This window comes from Leptolyngbya boryana PCC 6306 (assembly GCF_000353285.1).
GTDB classification, from domain to species: Bacteria; Cyanobacteriota; Cyanobacteriia; order Leptolyngbyales; family Leptolyngbyaceae; genus Leptolyngbya; species Leptolyngbya boryana.
On the sequence record NZ_KB731324.1, the window covers coordinates 1,200,078 to 1,221,923 of the forward strand.

General features: G+C 47.4%; 21 protein-coding genes. 15 read left to right on the forward strand and 6 right to left on the reverse strand.

The features are described 5' to 3' along the window. The first annotated feature begins 78 nt into the window (after positions 1 to 78). The 10 genes from LEPBO_RS0105620 to LEPBO_RS0105660 all read left to right on the forward strand — a co-directional run bounded on the left by LEPBO_RS0105620 (position 79) and on the right by LEPBO_RS0105660 (position 7,815). Positions 79 to 516 (forward strand): hypothetical protein, encoded by a 438-nt coding sequence (locus tag LEPBO_RS0105620; RefSeq protein WP_017286561.1) that lies wholly within the window; start codon positions 79 to 81, stop codon positions 514 to 516. Positions 517 to 559: 43 nt separating this feature from the next. Further along, positions 560 to 1,096: a tol-pal system YbgF family protein gene (locus LEPBO_RS0105625; RefSeq protein WP_017286562.1), complete on the forward strand. Its 537-nt coding sequence runs from the start codon at positions 560 to 562 to the stop codon at positions 1,094 to 1,096. A gap of 58 nt (positions 1,097 to 1,154) precedes the next feature. Further along, positions 1,155 to 1,895, forward strand: a complete 741-nt coding sequence (locus tag LEPBO_RS36255; protein WP_017286563.1) for a DUF3153 domain-containing protein — start codon at positions 1,155 to 1,157, stop codon at positions 1,893 to 1,895. Between the two features lie 6 nt (positions 1,896 to 1,901). After that, positions 1,902 to 2,981 carry an AI-2E family transporter gene (locus LEPBO_RS0105635; protein ID WP_017286564.1) on the forward strand — a complete coding sequence of 360 codons (1,080 nt, stop codon included), beginning with the start codon at positions 1,902 to 1,904 and terminating at the stop codon, positions 2,979 to 2,981. Positions 2,982 to 3,106: 125 nt separating this feature from the next. Continuing rightward, positions 3,107 to 3,460 carry a LapA family protein gene (locus LEPBO_RS0105640; RefSeq protein ID WP_017286565.1) on the forward strand — a complete coding sequence of 118 codons (354 nt, stop codon included), beginning with the start codon at positions 3,107 to 3,109 and terminating at the stop codon, positions 3,458 to 3,460. 75 nt (positions 3,461 to 3,535) lie between these two features. Further along, positions 3,536 to 3,688, forward strand: a complete 153-nt coding sequence (locus LEPBO_RS42815) for a hypothetical protein (RefSeq protein WP_154660823.1) — start codon at positions 3,536 to 3,538, stop codon at positions 3,686 to 3,688. A 15-nt stretch (positions 3,689 to 3,703) separates the two neighbouring features. Beyond that, on the forward strand, positions 3,704 to 4,522 hold the full coding sequence (locus tag LEPBO_RS0105645; protein ID WP_017286566.1) for a segregation/condensation protein A: 819 nt from the start codon (positions 3,704 to 3,706) through the stop codon (positions 4,520 to 4,522). A 105-nt stretch (positions 4,523 to 4,627) separates the two neighbouring features. After that, positions 4,628 to 5,713, forward strand: a complete 1,086-nt coding sequence (gene murG, locus LEPBO_RS0105650) for an undecaprenyldiphospho-muramoylpentapeptide beta-N-acetylglucosaminyltransferase (protein WP_017286567.1) — start codon at positions 4,628 to 4,630, stop codon at positions 5,711 to 5,713. A gap of 2 nt (positions 5,714 to 5,715) precedes the next feature. Next, complete coding sequence (locus tag LEPBO_RS0105655; protein WP_017286568.1) at positions 5,716 to 6,840, forward strand: THUMP domain-containing class I SAM-dependent RNA methyltransferase; 1,125 nt, start codon at positions 5,716 to 5,718, stop codon at positions 6,838 to 6,840. Between the two features lie 255 nt (positions 6,841 to 7,095). Then, the gene (locus LEPBO_RS0105660; protein ID WP_017286569.1) at positions 7,096 to 7,815 is read left to right on the forward strand and encodes a carbonic anhydrase; all 720 of its coding nucleotides are present in this window, start codon (positions 7,096 to 7,098) and stop codon (positions 7,813 to 7,815) included. A 93-nt stretch (positions 7,816 to 7,908) separates the two neighbouring features. Here LEPBO_RS0105660 and LEPBO_RS0105665 read toward each other — a convergent pair whose 3' ends face one another. From LEPBO_RS0105665 to LEPBO_RS0105685, 5 genes are all read right to left on the reverse strand, one after another. Then, the gene (locus tag LEPBO_RS0105665; protein ID WP_017286570.1) at positions 7,909 to 9,078 is read right to left on the reverse strand and encodes a zinc-dependent alcohol dehydrogenase; all 1,170 of its coding nucleotides are present in this window, start codon (positions 9,076 to 9,078) and stop codon (positions 7,909 to 7,911) included. Continuing rightward, complete coding sequence (locus LEPBO_RS36260; RefSeq protein ID WP_017286571.1) at positions 9,079 to 9,522, reverse strand: hypothetical protein; 444 nt, start codon at positions 9,520 to 9,522, stop codon at positions 9,079 to 9,081. It abuts the gene before it with no gap. Positions 9,523 to 9,524: 2 nt separating this feature from the next. Then, complete coding sequence (locus tag LEPBO_RS0105675) at positions 9,525 to 10,694, reverse strand: zinc-dependent alcohol dehydrogenase (RefSeq protein ID WP_017286572.1); 1,170 nt, start codon at positions 10,692 to 10,694, stop codon at positions 9,525 to 9,527. 18 nt (positions 10,695 to 10,712) lie between these two features. Beyond that, positions 10,713 to 11,423 (reverse strand): SRPBCC family protein, encoded by a 711-nt coding sequence (locus tag LEPBO_RS0105680; protein ID WP_017286573.1) that lies wholly within the window; start codon positions 11,421 to 11,423, stop codon positions 10,713 to 10,715. Positions 11,424 to 11,493: 70 nt separating this feature from the next. Next, positions 11,494 to 12,585: a DJ-1/PfpI/YhbO family deglycase/protease gene (locus tag LEPBO_RS0105685; protein ID WP_239741291.1), complete on the reverse strand. Its 1,092-nt coding sequence runs from the start codon at positions 12,583 to 12,585 to the stop codon at positions 11,494 to 11,496. A gap of 190 nt (positions 12,586 to 12,775) precedes the next feature. Here LEPBO_RS0105685 and LEPBO_RS0105695 point away from each other — a divergent pair, with 190 nt between their 5' ends. The 3 genes from LEPBO_RS0105695 (at position 12,776) to LEPBO_RS0105705 (ending at position 16,016) form a co-directional block, all read left to right on the forward strand. Beyond that, positions 12,776 to 13,285 (forward strand): DUF6335 family protein, encoded by a 510-nt coding sequence (locus tag LEPBO_RS0105695; RefSeq protein ID WP_017286576.1) that lies wholly within the window; start codon positions 12,776 to 12,778, stop codon positions 13,283 to 13,285. A gap of 12 nt (positions 13,286 to 13,297) precedes the next feature. Continuing rightward, positions 13,298 to 14,311, forward strand: a complete 1,014-nt coding sequence (locus tag LEPBO_RS0105700) for an SDR family oxidoreductase (RefSeq protein WP_017286577.1) — start codon at positions 13,298 to 13,300, stop codon at positions 14,309 to 14,311. 67 nt (positions 14,312 to 14,378) lie between these two features. After that, positions 14,379 to 16,016, forward strand: coding sequence for a RecQ family ATP-dependent DNA helicase (locus LEPBO_RS0105705; RefSeq protein WP_017286578.1), 1,638 nt, complete (start codon positions 14,379 to 14,381; stop codon positions 16,014 to 16,016). An 83-nt stretch (positions 16,017 to 16,099) separates the two neighbouring features. Here LEPBO_RS0105705 and LEPBO_RS36265 read toward each other — a convergent pair whose 3' ends face one another. Further along, entirely contained in the window at positions 16,100 to 19,555 is a 3,456-nt protein-coding gene (locus LEPBO_RS36265) for a HEAT repeat domain-containing protein (protein WP_017286579.1), read from the reverse strand. 485 nt (positions 19,556 to 20,040) lie between these two features. Here LEPBO_RS36265 and LEPBO_RS0105715 point away from each other — a divergent pair, with 485 nt between their 5' ends. Both LEPBO_RS0105715 and wecB read left to right on the forward strand, forming a co-directional pair. Next, the gene (locus LEPBO_RS0105715; protein ID WP_017286580.1) at positions 20,041 to 20,418 is read left to right on the forward strand and encodes a hypothetical protein; all 378 of its coding nucleotides are present in this window, start codon (positions 20,041 to 20,043) and stop codon (positions 20,416 to 20,418) included. 209 nt (positions 20,419 to 20,627) lie between these two features. Further along, positions 20,628 to 21,743 carry a non-hydrolyzing UDP-N-acetylglucosamine 2-epimerase gene (wecB, locus tag LEPBO_RS0105720; RefSeq protein ID WP_017286581.1) on the forward strand — a complete coding sequence of 372 codons (1,116 nt, stop codon included), beginning with the start codon at positions 20,628 to 20,630 and terminating at the stop codon, positions 21,741 to 21,743. Positions 21,744 to 21,846 lie beyond the last annotated feature (103 nt).

Genomic DNA, 21,846 nt, shown 5'->3' on the forward strand with positions numbered 1-21,846 from the left:
ATTGCATGATTAGAGTTTATTGAAGTTGCTTGAGGCTGTAAACGATATCCTATCTTTAGGAATTTAGGCGGACTTATTATGAGTGAGTGGGCTGAAACTGTTCGAGAAATTTGGACAAATAAGGTTGCAAATGACTATCAAGCGCAGGCAGATGGCGCACAGTCTTTTCAGGCGAACCCTTCGATCACTTTGAATTTGACCGATGAAGAAGAACGATCGATGGTTCCTAAACCTGTTCTCAATGCTTATGATTACTACGTCGAAGAAGTCGAAGCCGCAGATTGGGGATCGGTCACAGCCACGATCGAGAAACTTCAAAATCAAGAAGTGTTTGCAGTCACCGTTAGTACCGATGGCAACGATGGCTGGGTAGAACTGTTCGATCAAAAAGGCGAAAAACTCGGGGCAGCGAGAACCCTAGAAGCTTGGACAGCTTGGGGAGAAACCAACGAAATTCGCGCTTATACGCAAGATTCAGAGCTTCCCCACGAATTGAAAGCGAAACAGAGGTCTTAAATTTTCGATACCCTGAGAGAAGGCGAATGGTTCAATTTTCGGCATGACAACAGAACAGAAAGAGCTTGCACAACGGGAATATCAAGCAGGAAAAGCAGCTTTTGAGCGGGGAGATTATCGGCAGGCAGTCACCGCTTTAGAGCGATCGAATGCGCTGGTCGAACCGGGGTCTAAACTCGGTGGCGAGATGCAAATTTGGTTAGTGACCGCTTACGAAGCAGCAGGGCAGAGAACCGAAGCAATTACTCTTTGTCGCAAAGCTTGCCAACATCCAGATTTGACCACTCGCAAACAGGGCAAACGCTTGCTCTACATTCTAGAAGCACCAAGATTAAAGACGCGACCGGAATGGCTCACCGAAATTCCAAATTTAGAAGGAATCGATGAAAATGAATCCGATCGCGATTTTGGACGGTCTAAATTTGCGCCAACAAAGCCAACCAGACGAGTGGAGCCGAAAAAACCGATTGTGCCGGAAGAAGTTGATCTTAGCCAAGTGAATACCCAAGACAACGCTTTTATTTGGGTAGCATTAATCGCCGCGATCGCAATTATTGCAGGTTTAGTTTGGCTAAGTTAGGGATTCATACCCCGCATCGTGGTACATCATAGAAGACACTGACTGAATCGCCCCCGATATGATTGCTAAACTCGCTCGCTTGCTCAAACATCTCGTCGTTTTGTGTATCGTTTGTCTGATCACGTCCGGCTGTGTCAACTACGATGTCGGGGTGAAGTTTGATAGTCCAAATGGGGGCGCGATCGTCCAAAAAATTCAGCTCGACGATCGCTTATTGACCAGTGGGACATCTCAAACTTGGCTCGCCAATATTGAGCAACGCACTCGCAAATTGCAGGGCAAAATTCGCAAAGTCTCCAGTAATGAGATCATTGCCACCATTCCATTTAGCAACGGGCAGGACTTAGAGAAGAAATTTAACGAGTTTTTCAGCACAGAACTTGCGGCAAAAGTTCGCGGCAAGAAATCCCTGGAATTGCCACAAATCGATTCTAAATTTGTGGTGCAGCAAGGAAATTTCATTGTCTTGGAGCGGACGCGATTGATTTATGACATCGATCTACGATCGCTAGGAATTGCTACAGACAGTCCAATTAGTCCAAATTCATTGCTAGATTTGCAGTTTAGCGTCGAGGCTCCGTGGGGCGCACAGAGTCTGAACCGGACAAAGAATGGGGTGGTGATTCCGGCTCGTCGAAACGGCAAACAATTGATTTGGACACTTCAACCGGGTGTACAAAATCATATTGAAACGGCATTTTGGATGCCTAACCCATTGGGCATCGGAGCGTTGGTGATTGCGGCGATCGTAGCGGCTGGAATCTTTTTCAAAAAACAGCAGCCAGTGACAGTGAGTTAAGGCAATATGGCTCGTCCTTCTCACGATTTACAGCGCTTGTTAATGATTGGGCTAAGTGGTCCAATTATTGCCTTGAATGTCTATCTGCTTGGATGGGTCGTGTCATATTTTGATCACCTATTTACTGTGTTGACGATCGCGGCAATTCTGGCGTTTCTCCTCGATTATCCCGTCCAAGCCTTTGAGAGACTTCGGATTAAACGGCAAGGAGCGATCGTGATTGTGATCGTGATGACGATCGCGCTTGTGGCGATTTTGGCGACGACTTTGATGCCGATTTTGCTCACCCAGACCACCCAACTTTTGGGAAAAATTCCTGGGTGGTTAGAACTGAGCCAATCGAATTTAGAATTTTGGGACAATTGGGCAAAGGCGCGAAATTATCCGATCGATCTCAAAGGATTTGGCGGACGGCTGAGTACACAGATTGAGAACCAGTTGCAAAACATTGCCCCGCAAGCTTTAGGGCTGGCATTGGGAACCGTAACAGGCTTAGTCGATACGGTTCTGGTGATTGTGCTGGCGTTTTATATGTTGATGTACGGCGGACAACTTTGGACTGGATTCTTAAATCTGATTCCAGCGAAGTTTTCGGTTCCGTTGAGTCGATCTCTGAGAACAAATTTTCATAACTTCTTCTTGAGTCAAATTGTCCTAGCGCTGTTTATGGCGTTAGCGGTGATCCCAGTCTTTACCGCATTGAAAGTGCCGTTTACGTTAGTGTTTGCGCTGATCATCGGCGTTGCGGAAATTATTCCATTTATCGGTGCGACCTTGGGAATTGGTCTTGTGACGTTATTGGTAGCGTTTCAGAGCGGTTGGCTTGCCGTCCAGGTGGCATTCGCTGCGATCGTGCTTCAGCAAATTCGAGACAATCTGATTGCGCCCAAGATTATGGGAGATTTTACGGGGTTAAATCCTTTGTGGATTTTTATTGCATTATTGATTGGACTTCAGGTGGCGGGAGTGTTAGGCATCATTGTGGCAGTTCCAATTGCAGGAACGATTAAGGGCATCATTGATGCGATCGTTCAGGGAAATTCAGCGATCGTGATTCCCCCTGAGAAAGAACTGCCACCCGCTTAAACTCAAATCGAGTAACCGCGATCGTGCAGCGGGGGCAGAACTGTTTAATCATTTACTTAGATTTTCTTCAAATTAGTTTCTGCTGAATCTTGCTAAACTAGCGGCGTGATTCGGAGCATCAAACGATGAGACAAGTAAATTTTGTAATCATTTTTGTCATCTGCTTAGCTTTGGTGTTATTCGGCATCGAAAACACCGAGCCTGTCGTGATTCACATTGTTAAAAACATTCAGTTTCAAGCCCCTTTATCGGTCGAGTTGATTCTCTCAGCCGGAATTGGTGCAGTTTTAGCTTGGGTGTTTAGTGTTTGGTCGCACGTCCAACATACCGTTGAAATCGGCAAAGAAGTCACCGTTCGAGACGAGCGGATTCATGAACTCGAAGACGATATCCAACGGTATAAGGCTGAACTGGAAGAGCAGCAACGTCTATTGCCTGCGGCATCGAATGTTCAAGATGCAGAGGTTTATGCGCAGTAGGGGAATGGGAGAATAGGGGAATAGGGTGAAGATCTGAAATCATGGTTGCTGCTCCACATCTCCCCACTCCCCACTATGAACTTTGGAGAAATGCCGATCGACGTGACAAACTCAGTCAGCCAGATTAATCTTTTATCGAGTCGTCCGTGGAGTTTTTGTGTACCATTGACGCTATTAGCCTTGATTATTCTGGCTGCCGTCTATTTTGCACGCGTTAAGATCCGCTAATTTCCAAGCTATTTTATGGCAGTTTCTCTCGCTCAAGATGCGATATCACTTTTAATTGATCTGGCTGAACGCGGTGAAATCGATCCGTGGGACGTGAAGGTAATTGATGTGATTGATCGCTTTCTCAGTGAGCTTGCTCCGGCGACTGGACGCGAACTCTATGAGGCAAATCTTTCTCAATCGGGGCAAGCGTTTCTCTATGCCTCGATGTTGCTATTGCTGAAAGCGAATACGCTGGCACAGGTCGAGATTACGCCAGAGGTTTCGGAGTTCCCGGAAGAAGAGTTTTTTGATGAAATGGCAGTTGGGCAAACGGTTTTGCCCTTGAATTTGGAACGGCAACTTCGTCGTCGCGCGGTTGCTCAACCGCCACAACGACGGCGCGTCACGCTGAAAGAATTGATTGAGCAACTGCAAATTATTGCGGTGGCATTAGAAGAGAAGGAGCCGCGACCTCGGACGAAACGGCTGAAAGTTCCGCGTGCCGAAGCCGTTAAAACGATCGCCGCTTTGGCGCATGAAGAAAATTTGTCTGAGATGGCAGTTGCGATCGAGGAATTTTTTGCGGATCACTGGTCAGAAGTCTCGCATGGCAAAGACTGGATTGATTTTGAATTGGTTTTAGAGTTTTGGGTCGCAGTGCAGGAACGGAACAATAAAATTGACCCGCATCATACGGAAAATCATGAGCGGGTTGGGGTGTTTTGGGCGTTGTTGCTGCTGTCGGCACAGTCAAAAGTGGAATTATCGCAGGATGAGTTTTATCAGGAACTGCGAGTGAAATCTTTAGTGGGATTACCGATGGAGCTTGCAGAGACAGTACTGCCAGATTGAGCAAGTTTTTCAGGACTGAGGCGAATTCCCAACATGAACTGAGAATAATTTCTGTCATGCTTTCCAGAGTGCGGTAGAATCCCTTCGTGTTCTGTTAATTTCGCCGTGGAATCCTCGTTAAATCAGCCTAAATCGCGCCGTCTCCTGATTGCTGCTAGTGGAACAGGAGGACATGTTTTTCCTGCGATCGCAATTGCGGAACAGTTGCCAGAGTTTCATATCGAATGGCTTGGAGTTCCGGATCGTCTAGAATCACAACTTGTGGGCGATCGCTATCCGATGCACAAAATCTCCGTTGCAGGCTTTCAGCAAAAATTCGGCTTAGGGACGCTGAAGATTCTATTTCGCTTGATCAACTCGATTCGTCAAGTCCGCCAAATTATCCGGCGAGGTAAGTTTGAAGGCGTAGTGACGACTGGAGGATACATCTCTGCACCTGCAATTATCGCGGCTCGAACCTTGGGATTGCCTGTGATTTTGCATGAATCGAATGCTTTACCCGGAAAAGTGACGCGATTTTTTGCGCCTTGGTGTACCGTTGTGGCGATCGGGTTTGATGTCGCAGCTAAGTCATTACGGAAAGCAAAAACTGTTGTAGTGGGAACGCCTGTACGATCGCAGTTTCGAGCAGCACTTGCTAATCCAGAATTGCCAGATTTGCCGATTCCCTCTGGCGTGCCGCTAATTGTGGTGGTCGGAGGCAGTCAAGGTGCAGTCGCGATGAATAAACTCGTGCGCGAAGCGGCTCCTGCTTGGTTTGAGAAAGGCGCTTGGGTCGTGCATTTGACTGGAGAAAACGATCCAGACGTAAAAAGCTTGCAGCATCCCCAGTATTTAGCGTTGCCGTTCTATCAAAATATGGCGGCATTGTTTCAGCGAACCGATTTAGCAATTAGTCGATCGGGAGCCGGAACTGTGACTGAGTTGCTAGTCACAGGAACGCCTGCAATTCTAATTCCTTATCCATTTGCCGCAGAGGATCATCAAGCTTTTAATGCGATGGTAATGGTTCGCGTAGGGGCAGCAGAGATGTTTCGACAAGCGGAATTGACTGCCGAGCAACTTCAGCAATCGGTGCTTGACCTATTGAATGATCCAGCTCGGTTAGCAACAATGAGTCAGCAGGCATTGTCGATCGCGATAATTGATAGTGCAGAGCGAACTGCACAGTTAGTGAGAGAAGCGCTCTAATCATGAATCAGTATTTTGCAACAGTCGCGCGGGGACTCGAATCCCTAGCTGCACAGGAATTAGAGCAGTTAGGAGCAAAAACGATCGAGCCTGGATTTTGTGGCGTTTCATTCACAGGCGATCGTGATCTTCTCTATCGCGTTAACCTTTGGGCAAGATTACCATTTCGGATTTTGATGAAGTTACATGAGTTTCCCTGTCAGGATTCGGAAGACTTGTATCGGGGAGTGCAATCCATCGATTGGTCATTGTATCTAACTCCCGATATGACCTTAGCTGTGAAGGCAACAGGCAAAAATCAACAGCTCAACCATACTCATTTCACAGCGCTTCAGGTCAAAAACGCGATCGTTGATCAGCAGCAAGATCGATTTAGCGATCGCTCTAATGTCGAATTGCAATCACCCGATGTGCAAGTTACAGTACACATCGATCGTGACCTTTGTACGGTGAGCCTCGATAGTTCGGGTGAGAGTTTACATCGTCGGGGATATCGCCCTGCTGTTGGTGCAGCTCCTCTAAAAGAATCACTCGCTGCCGCATTGATCCAACTCTCTGGATGGCAGCCAGAGCAAATGTTTTACGATCCGCTTTGTGGGTCTGGGACGTTGCCTTTAGAGGCAAGTTTGAAAGCGCTGAATGTTGCCCCAGGACTATTTCGTGAACGATTTGGATTTGAAACCTGGCTCGATGCTGATCTAAATTTACTGGATGAGCTAATTAAAGCAGCAGAAGCGAGCCAGCGAGAAAGTTTGCCTGCACCAATTTGGGGCAGCGATCGCAATCCAGAAGTAATTGAACAAGCGATCGTCAATGCGACCAATTGTGGGGTATCAAACCATGTCTATTTTTCAACGATCGAGCTAGAAGACGTTGCTGCACCCGCAGATAGTGGGGTACTGTTTTGCAATCCACCTTATGGTGAGCGCTTAGGTCGAGATAGCGACTTAGGCGCATTCTACAAACGCTTAGGCAATGTCTTAAAACAACGTTTCAAAGGTTGGACAGCCTTTGTTCTGAGCGGAAATAAGGAGCTTGCTCAATCGATCGGACTGCGATCGTCGCAAAGATTTGCAGTTTACAATGGTGCATTACCTTGTCAGTTGATGAAGTACGAACTTTACTAAGCTCGTGAATTAACTACCTCCGAACTTTTGCCTAGCACATTCGCCTACAAAGCGTTAAGGGTACTTGCCAACCTGAATTCAATTCGCGATCGTTAGAGAGGATTGCTCTTCGATTGAGCCTAAACTCCGGTTCGTATGGATGGACAGGCTTAGCTGAATAAGTGAACAGTGATTCTGATATAGTCTCCTCATCACCTGCATCAATGCTATCGATAGAGAAAATTGCATTGATGATAGTAGCTTGAGGTTGATCAAATGACTCAAAGACACGGATTTATTGGACGACGATCATTTCTGCAACTTGCCGGATTAGGCGGAATGGGTGTTGCTGCCAGCAGCGGACTTCTGTGGCATCCAGAAGCATCAGTAGCACAAAACCCTACTACCAAACCTCAGCCTGTTAGCCCAGACGCTGCCCTAAAGCGACTGCTCGAAGGGAATCAGCGCTTTATGGAAGGGAAGCGACAGAACCCGAATCAATCTCGCTTGCGTCTGCAAGAAACTGCTGTCGCTCAATACCCCTTCGCGTCGATTTTGGGCTGTGCAGATTCGCGAGTGCCTGCTGAAATCGTGTTTGATCAAGGCTTGGGAGATTTGTTTGTCGTTCGCGTTGCCGGAAATGTGGCGAGTCAAACTGCGATCGGCAGTTTAGAATTTTCTACGGCTGTACTGGGTTCGCAACTCATTGTAGTCGTGGGGCATAGCCGTTGTGGGGCAGTCGTAGCAGCCACGAAAGGCGACCCCTTACCCGGTCGCATAGGTACGTTTGTAGAAGAGATTAAGCCTGCTGTTGCGCGTGTGGTCGCGAAAACGGGGGACTTACAGCAAAATGCAGTTATCGCAAATGTGCAATATCAGGCGGAGCGGCTGGCAGAGAGTTCAACTATCTTGGCTGGCTTGATCAAAGAAGGCAAACTCAAAATTGTTGGGGGACGCTATGACTTGTCAAGCGGTAAGTTCGTGATTGTGACTTAGCTAAATCTTGGTATGAAGTATACCTAAAACGATTCCCTCATTCCTGTTGTTAGCAGGAACGAGGGAATCCAACCAGTTCACAGCAGTTCGACGTTAAGGCTTCAACACAACCTTAATGCAGTTATCCTGCTTCTTCTTGAAGATCTCATAACCGTGAGGGGCTTGCTCTAAAGGTAGAGTGTGCGTCACCACAAACGACGGATCAATCTCTCCGCGTTGAATCCGATCGATTAACGGCTGAAGATATCGATGCACATGAGTTTGACCCATCTTAAAGGTTAGCCCTTTATTAAAGGCAGCACCCATCGGCATTTTATCGATGAAGCCTCCATAGACACCCGGTACAGAAACAGTTCCACCTTTACTACAAGCAACAATGACTTGCCGCAATGCTGTAGGTCGATCGGTTTCTAATCTCACCGCTTGCTTCGCTTTATCCATCCAGTAATCAATGTTGGTTCCATGCGCTTCTAAGCCCACAGCATCAATCACTGAATCGGGGCCACGCCCGCCCGTCAGTTCTTTGACAGCTTCGCCTACATCAACTTCTTCGTAGTTGAGCACTTCCGCACCGCTATAGCGTTTTGCAAGTTCAAGTCGCTCAGGGACACGATCGATCGCAATCACTCGTTCTGCACCGAGTAGAAAAGCACTCTTAATTGCAAACTGCCCTACTGGACCACAGCCCCAGACTGCCACAACGTGACCTGGTTTGATATCACAATGCTCCGCAGCCATGTAGCCTGTCGGAAAAATATCCGTTAAGAACAAGACCTGTTCATCGGTTAGCTCAGATGGCACTTTGAAAAGTCCTGTGTCTGCAAAGGGAACTCGCACATATTCTGCTTGTCCGCCTGCATATCCACCAAAGAAGTGTGAATAGCCAAACAATCCAGCCGGAGAATGACCATACAGCGGCTCAATCAGCCAAGCATTGGGATTCGAGTTATCGCATAATGACCACAAATCACGATGGCAAAATTCACAGCTTCCACAGGCGATCGTAAACGGAACAACGACACGATCGCCAATTTTCAGATTCTTTACCGAAGGCCCAACTTCAACAATCTCACCCATGAATTCATGACCGAGAATATCGCCCGACTGCATTGTTGGAATGAAACCATCATAGATATGCAGGTCAGAACCACAAATTGCTGTTGAAGTAATTTTGACGATCGCATCTCTGGGATTAAGAATTTTCGGATCAGGCACGTTATCGACTCGGACATCGAGCGCGCCATGCCAGCAAAGTGCTTTCATCTATTTTTCCTCAGTAAAGACTTGAGTTTGGCGATTACGTTGATAAGAACCTGGCTCTTCTCTCACCAAGGTTTTGCCGTTCGACTCGCCGATTTCTTCGCGTTTGCCCAGAAACTTTTTCGTGGAAGGTGGAAGAGGCTCATCTAGATTGAGCTTTTCTTTCACATTCTCAACTGCGCCTTTTAGTTTGTCTTGAGTTTTCGCGATCGGATCTTGAGCCGTATGAATCTTGTTTTCGCCATCAAATTTATACTGTTGGCGAACTTCTGCTGTTGAATCTGCTTCTCGGAGCTTTTCTGCTGCTTCCATCATGCTGCCAGAATCGCGAATAACACCTTTTGCTTCTCCAGGCGTAATAGCAGCGTGAGCAGGAATATTCGAGAAGCCAATCAAGAGCATCAGACTAAGAACGATCGTAGAAAAGAATTTGCGAAGTAATTTCATAGTTAAGGTCGGAGTAAAACTTTAATGCACTGATCGGTTTTGTGCTTGAACATTTCGTAAGCTTGCTTTGCCTCAGTCAAAGGCATGTGATGAGAAAACACAAAGGCTGGATCAATATCGCCGTTCAAAACGTGATCAATCAGCTTCGGCATGTAGCGCTGTCCGTGCATCTGACCCATTTTGAAGGTCAGACCTTTATTGAAGGCAGCACCCATCGGCATCTTATCGACGAAGCCAGCATAAACGCCCATCACTGAAATCACGCCGCCCTTCTTACAAGCAACAATCATTTGCCGCAGAACGTGAGGTCGATCAGTTTCAAGCCGAACACTCTGCTTTACTTCGTCATAGAAGCCCATGACCCCAGTTCCATGTGACTCAAGTCCAACAGCATCAATACAAGCATCAGGACCGCGACCACCTGTCATTTCTTTGAGCGCATCTCCAGCATCAACTTCTTCATAGTTGATCACTTCGGCATTGCACTGTGTTTTCGCCATTTGCAACCGTTCTGGAAAGCGATCGATAGCAATTACTTTTTCTGCTCCTAGCAAATAGGCACTCTTAATCGCAAACAATCCAACTGGCCCACAGCCCCAGACCGCAACGACATCTCTAGGCTTAATGTCACACATATCTGCGCCCATATATCCCGTGGGGAAGGCATCAGAAATCGGTAAAGCCTGCTCGTCGGTCATGCCATCCGGTACTTTGATACAGCCATGATCGGCGAAGGGAATCCGAACATACTGCGCTTGTGAGCCAGCATAGCCACCGAACAGATGCGAATAGCCAAAAATTCCCGCAGTTCCAAACCCAAAGATTGGCTCTTGTAAAGCACCATTGGGATTTGAGTTATCGCACAATGACCATTGGTGATGGCTGCAATAGTGACATTGACCACAGCCGATGATTGAAGAAACAACCACGCGATCGCCTTTCTTCAATTTTTTTACTTCGCGTCCCGTCTCGACAATTTCCCCCATAAATTCATGCCCGATAATGTCTCCGGGCTGCATGGAGGGAATATAGCCATCATAGATATGCAGATCTGAGCCGCAAATCGTGGTGGCTGTAACTTTGAGAATGGCATCTCTGGGGTTCAAAAGTGTGGGATCAGGCACATTATCGACACGAACATCGTTCGCACCATGCCAACAGACTGCTTTCATAATTGACTCTTTGATAAATTAACCATGACAGCGAGGCTGCCCTTCCGTCGTTGCAATTTCTCCAGCTTCCATTAATTGCTTGAAGCGGCGAAGTTCGTCTCCAATCTGCTGTTCTGGTTCTTCACCAAACAGTTTTGCGATCGCAGCGCTGACTCTTCCCCCAGGGATGTCATATTCCAGCACGACTTTGACTTCGGTTCCGCGATCGCCCGGAGCAGGACTAAACCGCACAAACCCTGAATTATTGACTTCTGCGTTTTCGGCTGATGCCCAAGCAATTAAATGATTCGGTTCGTCTTTGATAATGTCTGCATCCCATTCAACGGATTGTCCTAATGGAGCATTAGCAATCCAATGCGATCGCGTTCCATCCGTGACTGTCACCGACTTCACATGCTTCATGAATGTCGGTAGGTTCTCGAAATTATGCCAGTAGTTGTAAAGTTCTTCGGCTGATTTTCTAATCGTGACGGTCTTTTCAACTTTCAGCGATTGATTGATACCCACTGCATCGGACACTTTGTCGGTCAGACTTTTCTCAGCCGTAGCACCGTGGTAAGCAAGACTTCCACCTGCGATCGCAGTTAAAACTCCTCTTAGCGATCGCTGTTGCAAGCCAAACAGCACCATCGCACTGCCGCCCACGATCGATGCCCACTTTTCGGTATCAGTTAGAGACTGGGGCTGCGTTTCTGAGGAATTGATAATTTTGTTTGATTCAGTTTCCATAATTCATCCTGTTTGAAAACCTGTTTGAAAAAGCGGAACTCGGAATTTCCTCCGAGTTCCAAGCCTGTATTTACGCACCTGTTGCAGCAGGACGACTGGATGGCATCGGAGATTGAGGAGTTCGTTCGCCCAATCGATCCTTGTAAAGATTGGCGATCCGAGATTCATCTCGCGCCAAAGTAACTTCCATCTGATCAAGAATCTCGACTGTTGCCGGATCAGTGATTTTATTCCGCAGATTGTAGGTATCGACGACTCCGGTTTGGATATCGCCGAGCGCGCGTCGCAGAATCTCTACATCCGTTTGATTGTTTTGGAAAAAGGACTTAATGCTTGCATAGACATTACTCACATTTGCCGTAAGAGAAGGCTGCTCGCCCAAGACAGATAATCTTGCTTCTAATTGTTGAACATGCTGCTGCTTATGCTGGCAAACCTCCTGGAATACTTCTTTCATGGCATCATCTACGGCATTATCCAAATAGTGCTGGAATGCTTCTAATCCATATTTTTCGCCGGAAAGTGCAGTATTAATCGCCTGAACAATCTCGCTCTTGCTAGAACCACCCCAATCTTCGCCGAGTTTCCACCAGCCTGCATCCATATCGCCCACAGGCGGCAAGGTTGTATCAGGAATACTCAATCCCAAGTGCTGTAAGATAGCTGTGACAAAAATCGGCAGATCTCCCGGACGACGCGAGGTAATCAAGTTGTCATCGATCACCAAAGGCTCATCTACAAATTCTGCGCCTGCATTCTGCATATCTTTGCGAATGGCTCGAAATCCAGTCGCACGAACGCCTTTCAGCATGTCACCTTCAATCAACACTTGCGGCCCGTGACACACTGAAGCAACTAAAACACCATTCTCCAGTGCATCTTCTACGAACTGTACGGTCTTCAGGTTTGTTCGCATCTTGTCAGGAGCTTGTCCTCCTGGCACAATGACCGCATCAAAATCCGTGGCAATCGCTTCTGTTGTCGTTGCGTCTGCTTTGATTGTCAACTTGCCTTGCTTGCCCTTATATTCTTCATTGATACGCGATCCGAGCACCACCACTTCAGCCCCTGCTTTTTTCAGAGCATTGTAGGGAAGTTGAAACTCTGCATCCTCTACGCCCTGTTCAATTAAGATTGCGACCCGCTTCGATCCTTCAGTCATCACCATATCTCCCAGTGTCCCAATGCTCTCCTAGCGTAAGAGGGGAGTATCGATCGCTCCTCGCTCTGATGACAGAAGCAAAGCTCTTACTTTTGATGGATCAACAAACTTTCTATTTGCTGAGTTGCAGAAGCCCTCGGATTCGCTACCTTGCAAAAGTGCGATGCTTTCTAAGACGGAGAACACAATCATGACCTACAGCAAAGATTCAGCATTTCCAAATCCGACTGATCTCGATGATTTAGAAGCGTCGCTCAATGACCTCGGCGGCGAAGTAGAAGACGATGATTTAGATGATTTGGAAGACGAGCAGGACTTCGGAGACATTCCGCAAGAGTATACAGAGTCTTATGGCACTGGAGTTGAAGAACTACCCGGATACAACATAGGCGGTCGGACGATGATGGCTCGTCGTCACGAACTTCATGAAGCTTCGCCTGATTTGACCGGGGGAGACATTGATGCGAACTACGAGCAAGCTAATGCCGTTGGGGATGAATCTGTTGGCGGCACAGCAATGACTCCGGATATGGATATTGTCGATGATCTCGGTCGAGCCGTTGGACTAGAAATGGATGACCGGAACTTTCTGCATACCAATGAGATTTTAGAAAATCGCGATGATCGCCGCTGGGAACTTGAACCGCGTTCCTCTGAAGATTACGACGATCGACGAATGACGGAAGACGAACTTGAATAAAGTGATAAAAGCATGAATTTAAAGCCGATTAGTCAACAAGTTGTCACGATTATGGGCGCATCGAGCGGCATTGGTCGCGATGCAGCCTTAAAGTTTGCGGAGCAGGGTGCAAAGGTTGTTGTCTCTGCTCGGAGCCAAGAAGGCTTAGCAACATTAGTCGAAGCCATCCAGCAGCAAGGTGGAGAAGCGATCGCGGTTCCAGCCGATACAGCCGATTTTGATCAAGTAAAAGCCGTTGCAGATAAGACGGTTGAACGATTTGGGCGGATTGATACTTGGGTACATGCCGCAGCAACGAGTGTGTTTGCGACGTTCGATCGCATTTCTCCTGAAGAGTTCAAGCGAGTCATTGATGTTAATTTGACTGGGCAAGCGTATGGAGCAATGGCTGCTTTACCTCATTTAAAAGCCGCTAAAGGTGGATCGCTGATTCATATTACGTCGATGGAAGCTCGGCGATCGCTACCTTACCAAAGTCCTTACTCTGCTTCTAAACATGGCACAGCAGGCTTTCTTGATGCCCTCCGCATTGAGTTGAAGCATCAAGGATATAACAACATCAATGTTGCGAACATTCTACCTTCGGTGATTAACACACCGTTCTACAACAAAGGAAAAACCAAGCTCGGTGTAAAGCCGACGGGATTGCCGCCTTACTATAATCCGAGTCTCGTCACAGATGCGATTCTCTATGCTGCTGAACATCCAGTCCGCGACTACATTGTTGGAGATGTGGGACGATTGCTCGATTTAGCACAACGGATTTCGCCAAGCTTAGTCGATGCGATTCTGCTCGCGATTAGCTTCGACGGGCAGCGAACCTCAGACGAGAAAGGTGAAGAACCGAATAATCTGTTTGAGCCGATGCAAGGATACGATCGCGTAGAAGGCGATTTCAAACAGCTTGAAGTACCGAGTGTGACTGATGTGATCGCTAAAAATCCGGCGGCGATGTTTAGCACGATCGCGCTTGCAGCTTTAGGTGGATTGTCGCTCTTGCTATCTGGCGCAAGTGATAAGCACTAAGTCGAGATTCTCAAGGCTCTGAGTTCTTGCAAATCTCAGAGCCTTCACCCCACGATCGCAGTTTGAAATGCCTAAGAAAAAGACTGTTTCCATTCAAGAATTAGCAGAAACTCATCTCGGTTATGAAGACCTCCGCCCTGGACAAGAAGCTGCGATCGCATCAATCTTAGACCATCGTGACACCTTGGCAGTCATGCCAACAGGCTCAGGTAAATCGGCAATCTACCAACTTGCTGCCGCGCAAATTCCGGGTTCAACGATCGTCATTTCCCCGCTCTTAGCTCTACAACGCGATCAAGTTGAATCGATCTCTCAGGATGACGTTGATGTCGGTCATGCTGCCGTTCTGAACTCGACAATCTCAGCAAGTCAGCGTTCTACGATTCTCGATCGCTGGAGACAAGGCGACCTCGAATTTCTCTTTCTTGCTCCAGAACAGTTCAATAATCCGGATACGATCGAGCTTCTTCAAGCTGCAAAACCTTCTTTATTCGTTGTGGATGAAGCGCATTGCATTAGTCAATGGGGACATGATTTTCGTCCTGATTACCTCCGGTTAGGAACCGTGATCGATGCAGTAGGACATCCGCCTATTCTGGCACTGACAGCAACTGCTTCTCCGCCTGTTCGCGAGGAAATCGTGCAGCGATTAGGGATGAACAATCCGCGCGTGATTGTTCGAGGCTTCAATCGACCCAATTTAAAGCTCTGTGTGAAGCGATACGAGAAAGATGACGATGAAAAGCGATCAGCATTTCTTCACCATGTACAAAAGCTGCAAAAGCCTGGAATTGTCTACGTAGCAACTCGAAAAATGACTGAGCAGCTTACCGCAGAATTAAACGAGGCTGGAGTTTCTGCGATCGCATATCATGCAGGACTCAAAGCCAAAGAGCGCGAACAGGCTCAAACTGCATTCATGAGCGATGAAGTAGAAGTAATCATTGCGACAACAGCTTTTGGCATGGGAATCGATAAGCCGAATGTTCGGTTTGTCTTGCACTACAACATCAGTGACTCGATCGATGCTTACTATCAAGAGATTGGACGAGCCGGACGAGATGGAAAACCTGCAGAAGCGATTCTGTTTTACACACCCGATGACTTAAATCTGCGAAAATTCTTCTCTGGCAGTGGCAAGCTTGATTCAGAAAAGATTGTAGAAGTTGCCCAAACGATTCAAGCTCAACCTGAGCCGATTCATCCCAAAGATTTAAAAGAAGTCGTCAACCTCTCACAAACTAAACTCAAAGCAGCATTGTCACAGCTAGAAGGAGTTGGGATCGTTGAATCACTACCAACAGGTGAAGTCGTTGCAAGTGATGTTTCTGAGCTAGAGCAAGCAGCAGAAGCAGTTATCGAAGCTCAGGAACGAAAGATCCAAGTCGAGCGATCGCGCTTAGAAATGATGCGAGGTTATGCTGAAGTGCGAGAGTGCCGACGCAATTACTTACTCAACTACTTTGGCGAACACAAAGACGATCACTGTGGCATATGTGATAACTGTAGACGAGGAATTTCTGAGCCACAGTGCGATCGCAGACAGCCTTATGCACTCAATAGCGATGTAATCCATCGATCTTGGGGTAAAGGGATAGTCATGCGATACGAAGGCGACAAGATTGTGATTTTATTCGATCAAGTTGGATACAAAACCCTAAGTTTAGATGCCGCAGCATTCAGAGGATTGCTCAGTCGGGTATAGTGTTATGCCCCTATCTGTATACCCCTATCTGATTGATTGTCGTGAACAACAAATCTCTCTTGCTTAGTACGAATTTACCTCTTTTAGTTGCGATCGTTACTCTGCTGCATTCCTCCCAATGCAGAAACAATCACCCCTGCTTCACCACTAATCCGCCAAAGTGTCCGGCTCGCCTCTTTACTGACTAGCTCATATTCGCCTCGAAACGCTTCAATCAAAGACGGAATTGCAGATTTTGCTTCAGGTCCAATACAGCCCAGCGCATAAGCCGCCACCCATCGAACTTGCCAATCCTCATCCTTAAGCGCCGCAATCAGGGCTGGAATTGCAGGCTTTGCAGCAGAATTGAAGCTTGCTAGCACCCAGGCTGCACTACTCCGGACAAAGGGTGTCTTGGCATCCAGCGCACTCACTAAAGCAGGAATGGCACTGACCCCCAACTTCCCTAACGTCGCGATCGCTTCTGTGCAGACCCGTCGATCTTCATCACGCAATCGCTCAACTAAGGCAGGAATAGCCGTTCGCGCTTCTGGACCAATATTCCCGATCGCACGGGCGACTTCTCGTCGGACAGACCAATCACGATCCTGAAACTCTCGAATCAAAGCCGGAAGCACATCTTTTGAAGCAGCTCCTAATTCGCCCAATTCGCGAATTGCCTCAATGCGATCGACAGTATCTCCAGTCGAAAGCATCGGGGTTAAGCGTCTCATGCGCTGGTCAATTTGGGATTTTCTCAGTACCTCAGCACTCAAGCCCACTCTTTGACCTAATTGCTCCAACACAGAATCAGGCACATCAATCTCAGCACTGCGAGTTAAGCAACAATCTCGCATTGCCATGAGAAAACCCTGAATCGTATCAGGCGAACCCGGCATCGCATCAGCTTGTATCAACCAGTTGTCCCAAGCAGATCGATCGTCTTGATAAAGCTCAACCAGATGCAACGCTGCTAGACATTCTGCAAGTGGATCAAGCGCAAAACAAATTTGATCTTGAGCAGGCCCGATCGCTTGGACAATTCGCAGCCGTCTTTCTAAATGCTTTAGTCTAATTTTAACTTCGTCTTCTTCTGCTTTAGTCTTGGCTTTGAGTGCTTCGAGAATGGCTTCACGCTTTGCTGGTGCAGGACGGTAATAGTGCTTTAAACACTCCCAAGCAATGATTTTGGCATCTTCATGCACCATGAGATTGTCAGGCTCATCTTCGGCAGTATCTCGATTGAGTTCATTCAAATAGCTCAACATCAAGTCTGGAATATTATCTGGCAATGTATCTTCACTGCCGTCTTTTTTAGCAATCATTTGCTCAGCGTAAAGCTTTGCCAGTAGCACGGTAATATTGCGCTGACCGACCATCTTCGAGAGTTGGCTACACGCATCAAAGTACTCTGGATCAGTGAAAAGCTCCCGCTTGCTGCGCTGATTCAGATAAGCTTCGAGGAAGGATGACAGACGATTGCCTTCAATCCGAAGCGGCTTCACCGTTGTTTTGGGAACTTCATCTAACGTTTCTTCAACTCGCGAAGTCACAATCAAAGCATTCGCTGGAAAATCAGGGTGCCCAGGACGAATCTGCTGACGGGTTTCTTCGCTCAGTTCAGACAATCGATCGACAATCACCAAAATCCGTCTCTGCCGCAGCAATTTTTCCAAAAATTCATCACTAATCGGCTCAGCCGCATCAATTAGAGCTTGCAGCTGTCCTCGAATCGCTTCTCGGAACGGATTCTTATCCTCTGGTAATTTGAAGTCTAACTCTTGCTCAAGCAATACAGGCAACATCCGATGACGGCTCAACCGCTCTAGCTTATTGTCTGACATCGACCATTTAGCAAGATGGCAAGCCAAGCTCGTTTTACCAATGCCCCCTTCACCCCAAATCAGTAAACACTGCCGACCATCCCAGAACGTGGTATGCAGATCCTCACTACACAGTTCTGCGATCGCATTGCCATCCATGACCACTGGAATCGGAATATAGACTTTACGATCATTGACCGTATTCTTGTGGGCAAAGGCTTCGCGGGCAACTTCAATTTGCTGCCCGACCCAAGCATCTAGGACTCTCGGATGATAGTGAAACCAACCGACAAATAAGACAAATCTCAGCGGGATTTTGATACTGCCACCTGTCGGACTTGGAATCTCAAAATCCGTGTAGGGCTGAAGGACATTGTTCAACTTCAGGAGCCAGATCGGACGAATGAGCAGCACTATCAGCCAAAGAGACGGCATCGCCAGTAGATAGGCTACAATTCCTGCGGTTGCTGGATTCGCTTGTGCCCACTCCCAGGTTTGCTCAAACAAACGCGAGTCTTTCTCATTTTTCAGCGATTTCAGCGATCGACGAACCGAATTCGTCACATCCTCATTAAAAGACGCTTGCGGATCTTCCAGAATTGGGAGTGCCGTCTCTAGCGTGCTGTAAGCCGCACTCAGTTCGTCAGCAGAGAGTTTGGCTGCTCTATCTTGTAAAGCTCCAGCCAGCCGACCCACGGCAAAGGCTGAATTGACTCGAACTCCTACATTTTCATCTTTCAAAGCATTCACTAATTCAGGTAATGCCGATCGCGCTTCTAACCCAATCCGTCCTAAGGCAGTTGCAGCGCTCGCTCGCACATCTTTATCGAAATCTTTGAGTAATCTTGTCAAGTCAGGAACTGCGGGTTCTGACTGACTTCCAATCCGTCCTAAGGCAGATGCGGCAAATGATCGCGTATTGCGATCCGGGTTTTGTAATGCCCGAGCTAATTGCGGAACTGCTTCAGCCGCATAGCCTTCTAATGTTCCTAGCGTTGTCGCGGTTGCAACTCGAATTTCAGAATCCGGATCTGCAAGCAGTTGCGCCAAGATCGGCACCGCAGGTTTTGCGTCTTGTCCTAACTTACTTAATGCAATGACTGCCGCTTTTTTAAATTCACGCTCCTGTGAGCTCAAAGTATCCATCAAAGCTGCAATCGCGGGTTTGGCTTGCGAGCCTGCCGCTGCGATCGCATCAACCGCCTTGACTCGCACCTTCAAATTCGGATCTGCAAGTGCACTAATCAAATCTGTGATGGCGAGACTGGCTTCAGTCCCTGCATTCGTTAATGCCTGAGCCGCCGCAATTTTAATTTCAGTATCTTTATCCTTGAGGGCAGTAACTTGAGCAGCAACCGCTTCTTTTCCAGGATTTTCAATCTTTGTAAATGCATCGAGTGCCGCTAGCCGAATCGCTTTTGGGCTAGCACTGACTAAATTACTCAAGACCGGAATCGCTGAGCGCGCATTCAACTCACCCAAGGCTACGATCGCAAAAATTCGGTTTTTCTGCGGCTCTTTCTCATCTCTCGCGAGCTGAATCAGCGTTTTGATGGCAGGATTGCCCTGTCGTTTCAGCGCAGCAATTGCAGATTGAGACTGCGTTTCTGCTGCCAGTTTCCGAACACCTGCTGGACTCGTTTGAGCGAGTCCAGCCCGAGGGATCAGCACACTCGTGAGACACAGCAGTGTGACTTGGCTAGCGAGAAAAACGATTTTGCGGGTGTGCGATGCCATAGAAAAAGCCTGCAAACGAGGATGAGTCGTGTGCAGGGCTACGATTCGGATTTGAATGCGTAAGTGTCATGATGGTGAGTTTTACAGAAATAACCTCCGTAAAATTCCATGTCTTCAAAAACGATGCAGCCCTGACTGCGTAATAGTTCCCATCAAGATCACGCAAATAACGTCGATCGTGGGGTTGACAGTGGCAGATTTCTTATGGCAAAACAGAGTGAGGGAAGATAAGTATTTATCCTCAGTGGAAATCCCAGTGACAATGCGAACCCAGATTCAGTGATCTCACTCAATCGTTGTCATAGATTCACTACAAATTTAAACTTTCTTTAACTACTATTCACTATTTCTAATCTTTTCCATATACTACTTTCATGAGCAAAGCGCGGTTGCTGAAACCGCCAGTCAGACGAGTTTCTCGTTTTCATATCCTCGTACAAGTTTTCGCACTATCAAATAAACCTCTATACTCTGGGAGTAAAGTTATGACCTTGGCTAACAGTCAAAGCCCTGAAACTTCTGCTGTCTTGTTTACACTGAAAAGCTTCTCGGTTTGGGTTTTCACGCTGACTGTCTGCATGATTGTGATTGGCTTCCCAGTCTTTGTTTTAGTTGTCTCAGTGAGCGCACTCGCGGCGTTTGTCTTGGACACGATTTTGCCATTTAGCTCGATCTTATTTGTTTCGATTAGCGTTCTGGGTGTGCACGCAGTTGGCGTAATGCTGGCTGCTGCTTGGCTGACCTCAAAAGGTATCCATCCCCAAGAAGTTGATTTCTTACGGTGGTTAAGCGGCAACGAAAACCCTCTGCATACTTCTGTGTATGCTTCTTGCCCCTTGACCTGCAACCTGACTGAAGAGTAAGGGTGCGTTGTTAATCATCATTCGGTGAACTGGTCTGACTCCCCCGACTTCGGTCGGGCTTTTTTATGAGAATATGCTTTACATTTCTTAATTATATTGAGAAGGTTGATCCCGATTTATGATGATTGGGCGATCGAGCGAACTCCGGATTTCTACGGAAAAAGCAGAAAACGGGATCGTGTGCTGTTGAAATTATTAAACGAGTCGTGATGTTAAAGTTGCCAATTCCAGTTTGTCTGATTGTGGGAACCCGTCCGGAAGCGATTAAGATGGCTCCAGTGATTCAGGCATTTCAGCGATCGCCTTTGTTCGAGACTCAGATTGTGCTGACCGGACAACATCGCGAGATGGTTGATCAGGTGATGAATTTTTTTGAATTGTCGCCGCAGCATGATTTAGCGATTATGCAGCCGAAGCAAAGCTTGACGGATATTACGTGTTGGGCGCTGCGAGGATTAGAGGAATTATTTCAGAAGCTTCAACCCCGCATGGTTTTGGTACAAGGCGATACAACGACTGCATTTGCAGCAGCCCTGGCAGCGTTTTATCAAAAAATTCCGGTCGGACATGTCGAAGCAGGGCTGCGAACCGAGAATGTGTTTAATCCGTATCCAGAAGAAGCAAATCGACGATTAGTTTCCCAGATTACGCAACTTCACTTTGCGCCGACTTCGCTTTCGGTAGAAAATCTACAGAAATCAGGCGTTCTGGGAGAAATTCATCAGACGGGAAATACTGTGATTGATGCGTTGTTAACAGTTGCGAATCGTCAACCTGCTTGTGAGATTCCGGGACTGAATTGGTCGAAGTATCGAACGATCCTGGCAACTGTGCATCGGCGCGAGAATTGGGGGCAACCGATCGAAGACATCGCTCAAGGATTTTTGAAGGTCTTGAATCAGTTTGAAGATACAGCTTTGTTGTTACCCTTGCATCGCAATCCGACCGTGCGAGAACCCTTGACCGCAATCTTGGGAGATCACCCGCGCGTCTTTTTAACAGAGCCATTGGATTACACCGAACTCGTCGGCGCAATGCAGCGGTGTTATCTATTGCTAACGGATTCAGGCGGAATTCAAGAAGAAGCGCCGAGTCTGGGTAAGCCCGTGTTGGTGCTGCGAGAAACGACAGAGCGACCGGAAGCAGTGATGGCGGGAACCGCAAAATTGATTGGAACAAATCCCGATCGTATTTTGCAGGAAGCTGGAACGTTATTGAGTGATGCAAGTGCGTATCAAACGATGGCGAATGCAGTCAGTCCGTTCGGAGATGGACTGGCATCAGAACGGATTGTCCAGATTGTTGAACGGTATTTGAATGCGTAGCAAGCCCTAAATCTAATGGGGAGATAGGGGGAAGATCTGAAATCATGGTTGCTTCTCCCCATCTCCCCATCAATTTTTTGAATCAGCGATCGCGATTCGATCT

Bases quoted from the DNA above. Each gene is read 5' to 3' on its own strand.
- LEPBO_RS0105640 (WP_017286565.1), top strand. From the start codon at position 3,107: ATGAGACAAGTAAATTTTGTAATCATTTTTGTCATCTGCTTAGCTTTG.
- LEPBO_RS0105705 (WP_017286578.1), top strand. From the start codon at position 14,379: ATGCCTAAGAAAAAGACTGTTTCCATTCAAGAATTAGCAGAAACTCAT.
- LEPBO_RS0105675 (WP_017286572.1), bottom strand. From the start codon at position 10,694: ATGAAAGCAGTCTGTTGGCATGGTGCGAACGATGTTCGTGTCGATAAT.
- LEPBO_RS0105665 (WP_017286570.1), bottom strand. From the start codon at position 9,078: ATGAAAGCACTTTGCTGGCATGGCGCGCTCGATGTCCGAGTCGATAAC.
- LEPBO_RS0105620 (WP_017286561.1), top strand. From the start codon at position 79: ATGAGTGAGTGGGCTGAAACTGTTCGAGAAATTTGGACAAATAAGGTT.
- LEPBO_RS0105625 (WP_017286562.1), top strand. From the start codon at position 560: ATGACAACAGAACAGAAAGAGCTTGCACAACGGGAATATCAAGCAGGA.
- LEPBO_RS0105645 (WP_017286566.1), top strand. From the start codon at position 3,704: ATGGCAGTTTCTCTCGCTCAAGATGCGATATCACTTTTAATTGATCTG.
- LEPBO_RS0105695 (WP_017286576.1), top strand. From the start codon at position 12,776: ATGACCTACAGCAAAGATTCAGCATTTCCAAATCCGACTGATCTCGAT.
- LEPBO_RS36255 (WP_017286563.1), top strand. From the start codon at position 1,155: ATGATTGCTAAACTCGCTCGCTTGCTCAAACATCTCGTCGTTTTGTGT.
- LEPBO_RS0105635 (WP_017286564.1), top strand. From the start codon at position 1,902: ATGGCTCGTCCTTCTCACGATTTACAGCGCTTGTTAATGATTGGGCTA.
- LEPBO_RS0105715 (WP_017286580.1), top strand. From the start codon at position 20,041: ATGACCTTGGCTAACAGTCAAAGCCCTGAAACTTCTGCTGTCTTGTTT.
- LEPBO_RS0105660 (WP_017286569.1), top strand. From the start codon at position 7,096: ATGACTCAAAGACACGGATTTATTGGACGACGATCATTTCTGCAACTT.
- wecB (WP_017286581.1), top strand. From the start codon at position 20,628: ATGTTAAAGTTGCCAATTCCAGTTTGTCTGATTGTGGGAACCCGTCCG.
- LEPBO_RS36265 (WP_017286579.1), bottom strand. From the start codon at position 19,555: ATGGCATCGCACACCCGCAAAATCGTTTTTCTCGCTAGCCAAGTCACA.
- LEPBO_RS0105700 (WP_017286577.1), top strand. From the start codon at position 13,298: ATGAATTTAAAGCCGATTAGTCAACAAGTTGTCACGATTATGGGCGCA.
- LEPBO_RS0105655 (WP_017286568.1), top strand. From the start codon at position 5,716: ATGAATCAGTATTTTGCAACAGTCGCGCGGGGACTCGAATCCCTAGCT.
- LEPBO_RS0105680 (WP_017286573.1), bottom strand. From the start codon at position 11,423: ATGGAAACTGAATCAAACAAAATTATCAATTCCTCAGAAACGCAGCCC.
- LEPBO_RS42815 (WP_154660823.1), top strand. From the start codon at position 3,536: ATGAACTTTGGAGAAATGCCGATCGACGTGACAAACTCAGTCAGCCAG.
- LEPBO_RS0105685 (WP_239741291.1), bottom strand. From the start codon at position 12,585: ATGACTGAAGGATCGAAGCGGGTCGCAATCTTAATTGAACAGGGCGTA.
- LEPBO_RS36260 (WP_017286571.1), bottom strand. From the start codon at position 9,522: ATGAAATTACTTCGCAAATTCTTTTCTACGATCGTTCTTAGTCTGATG.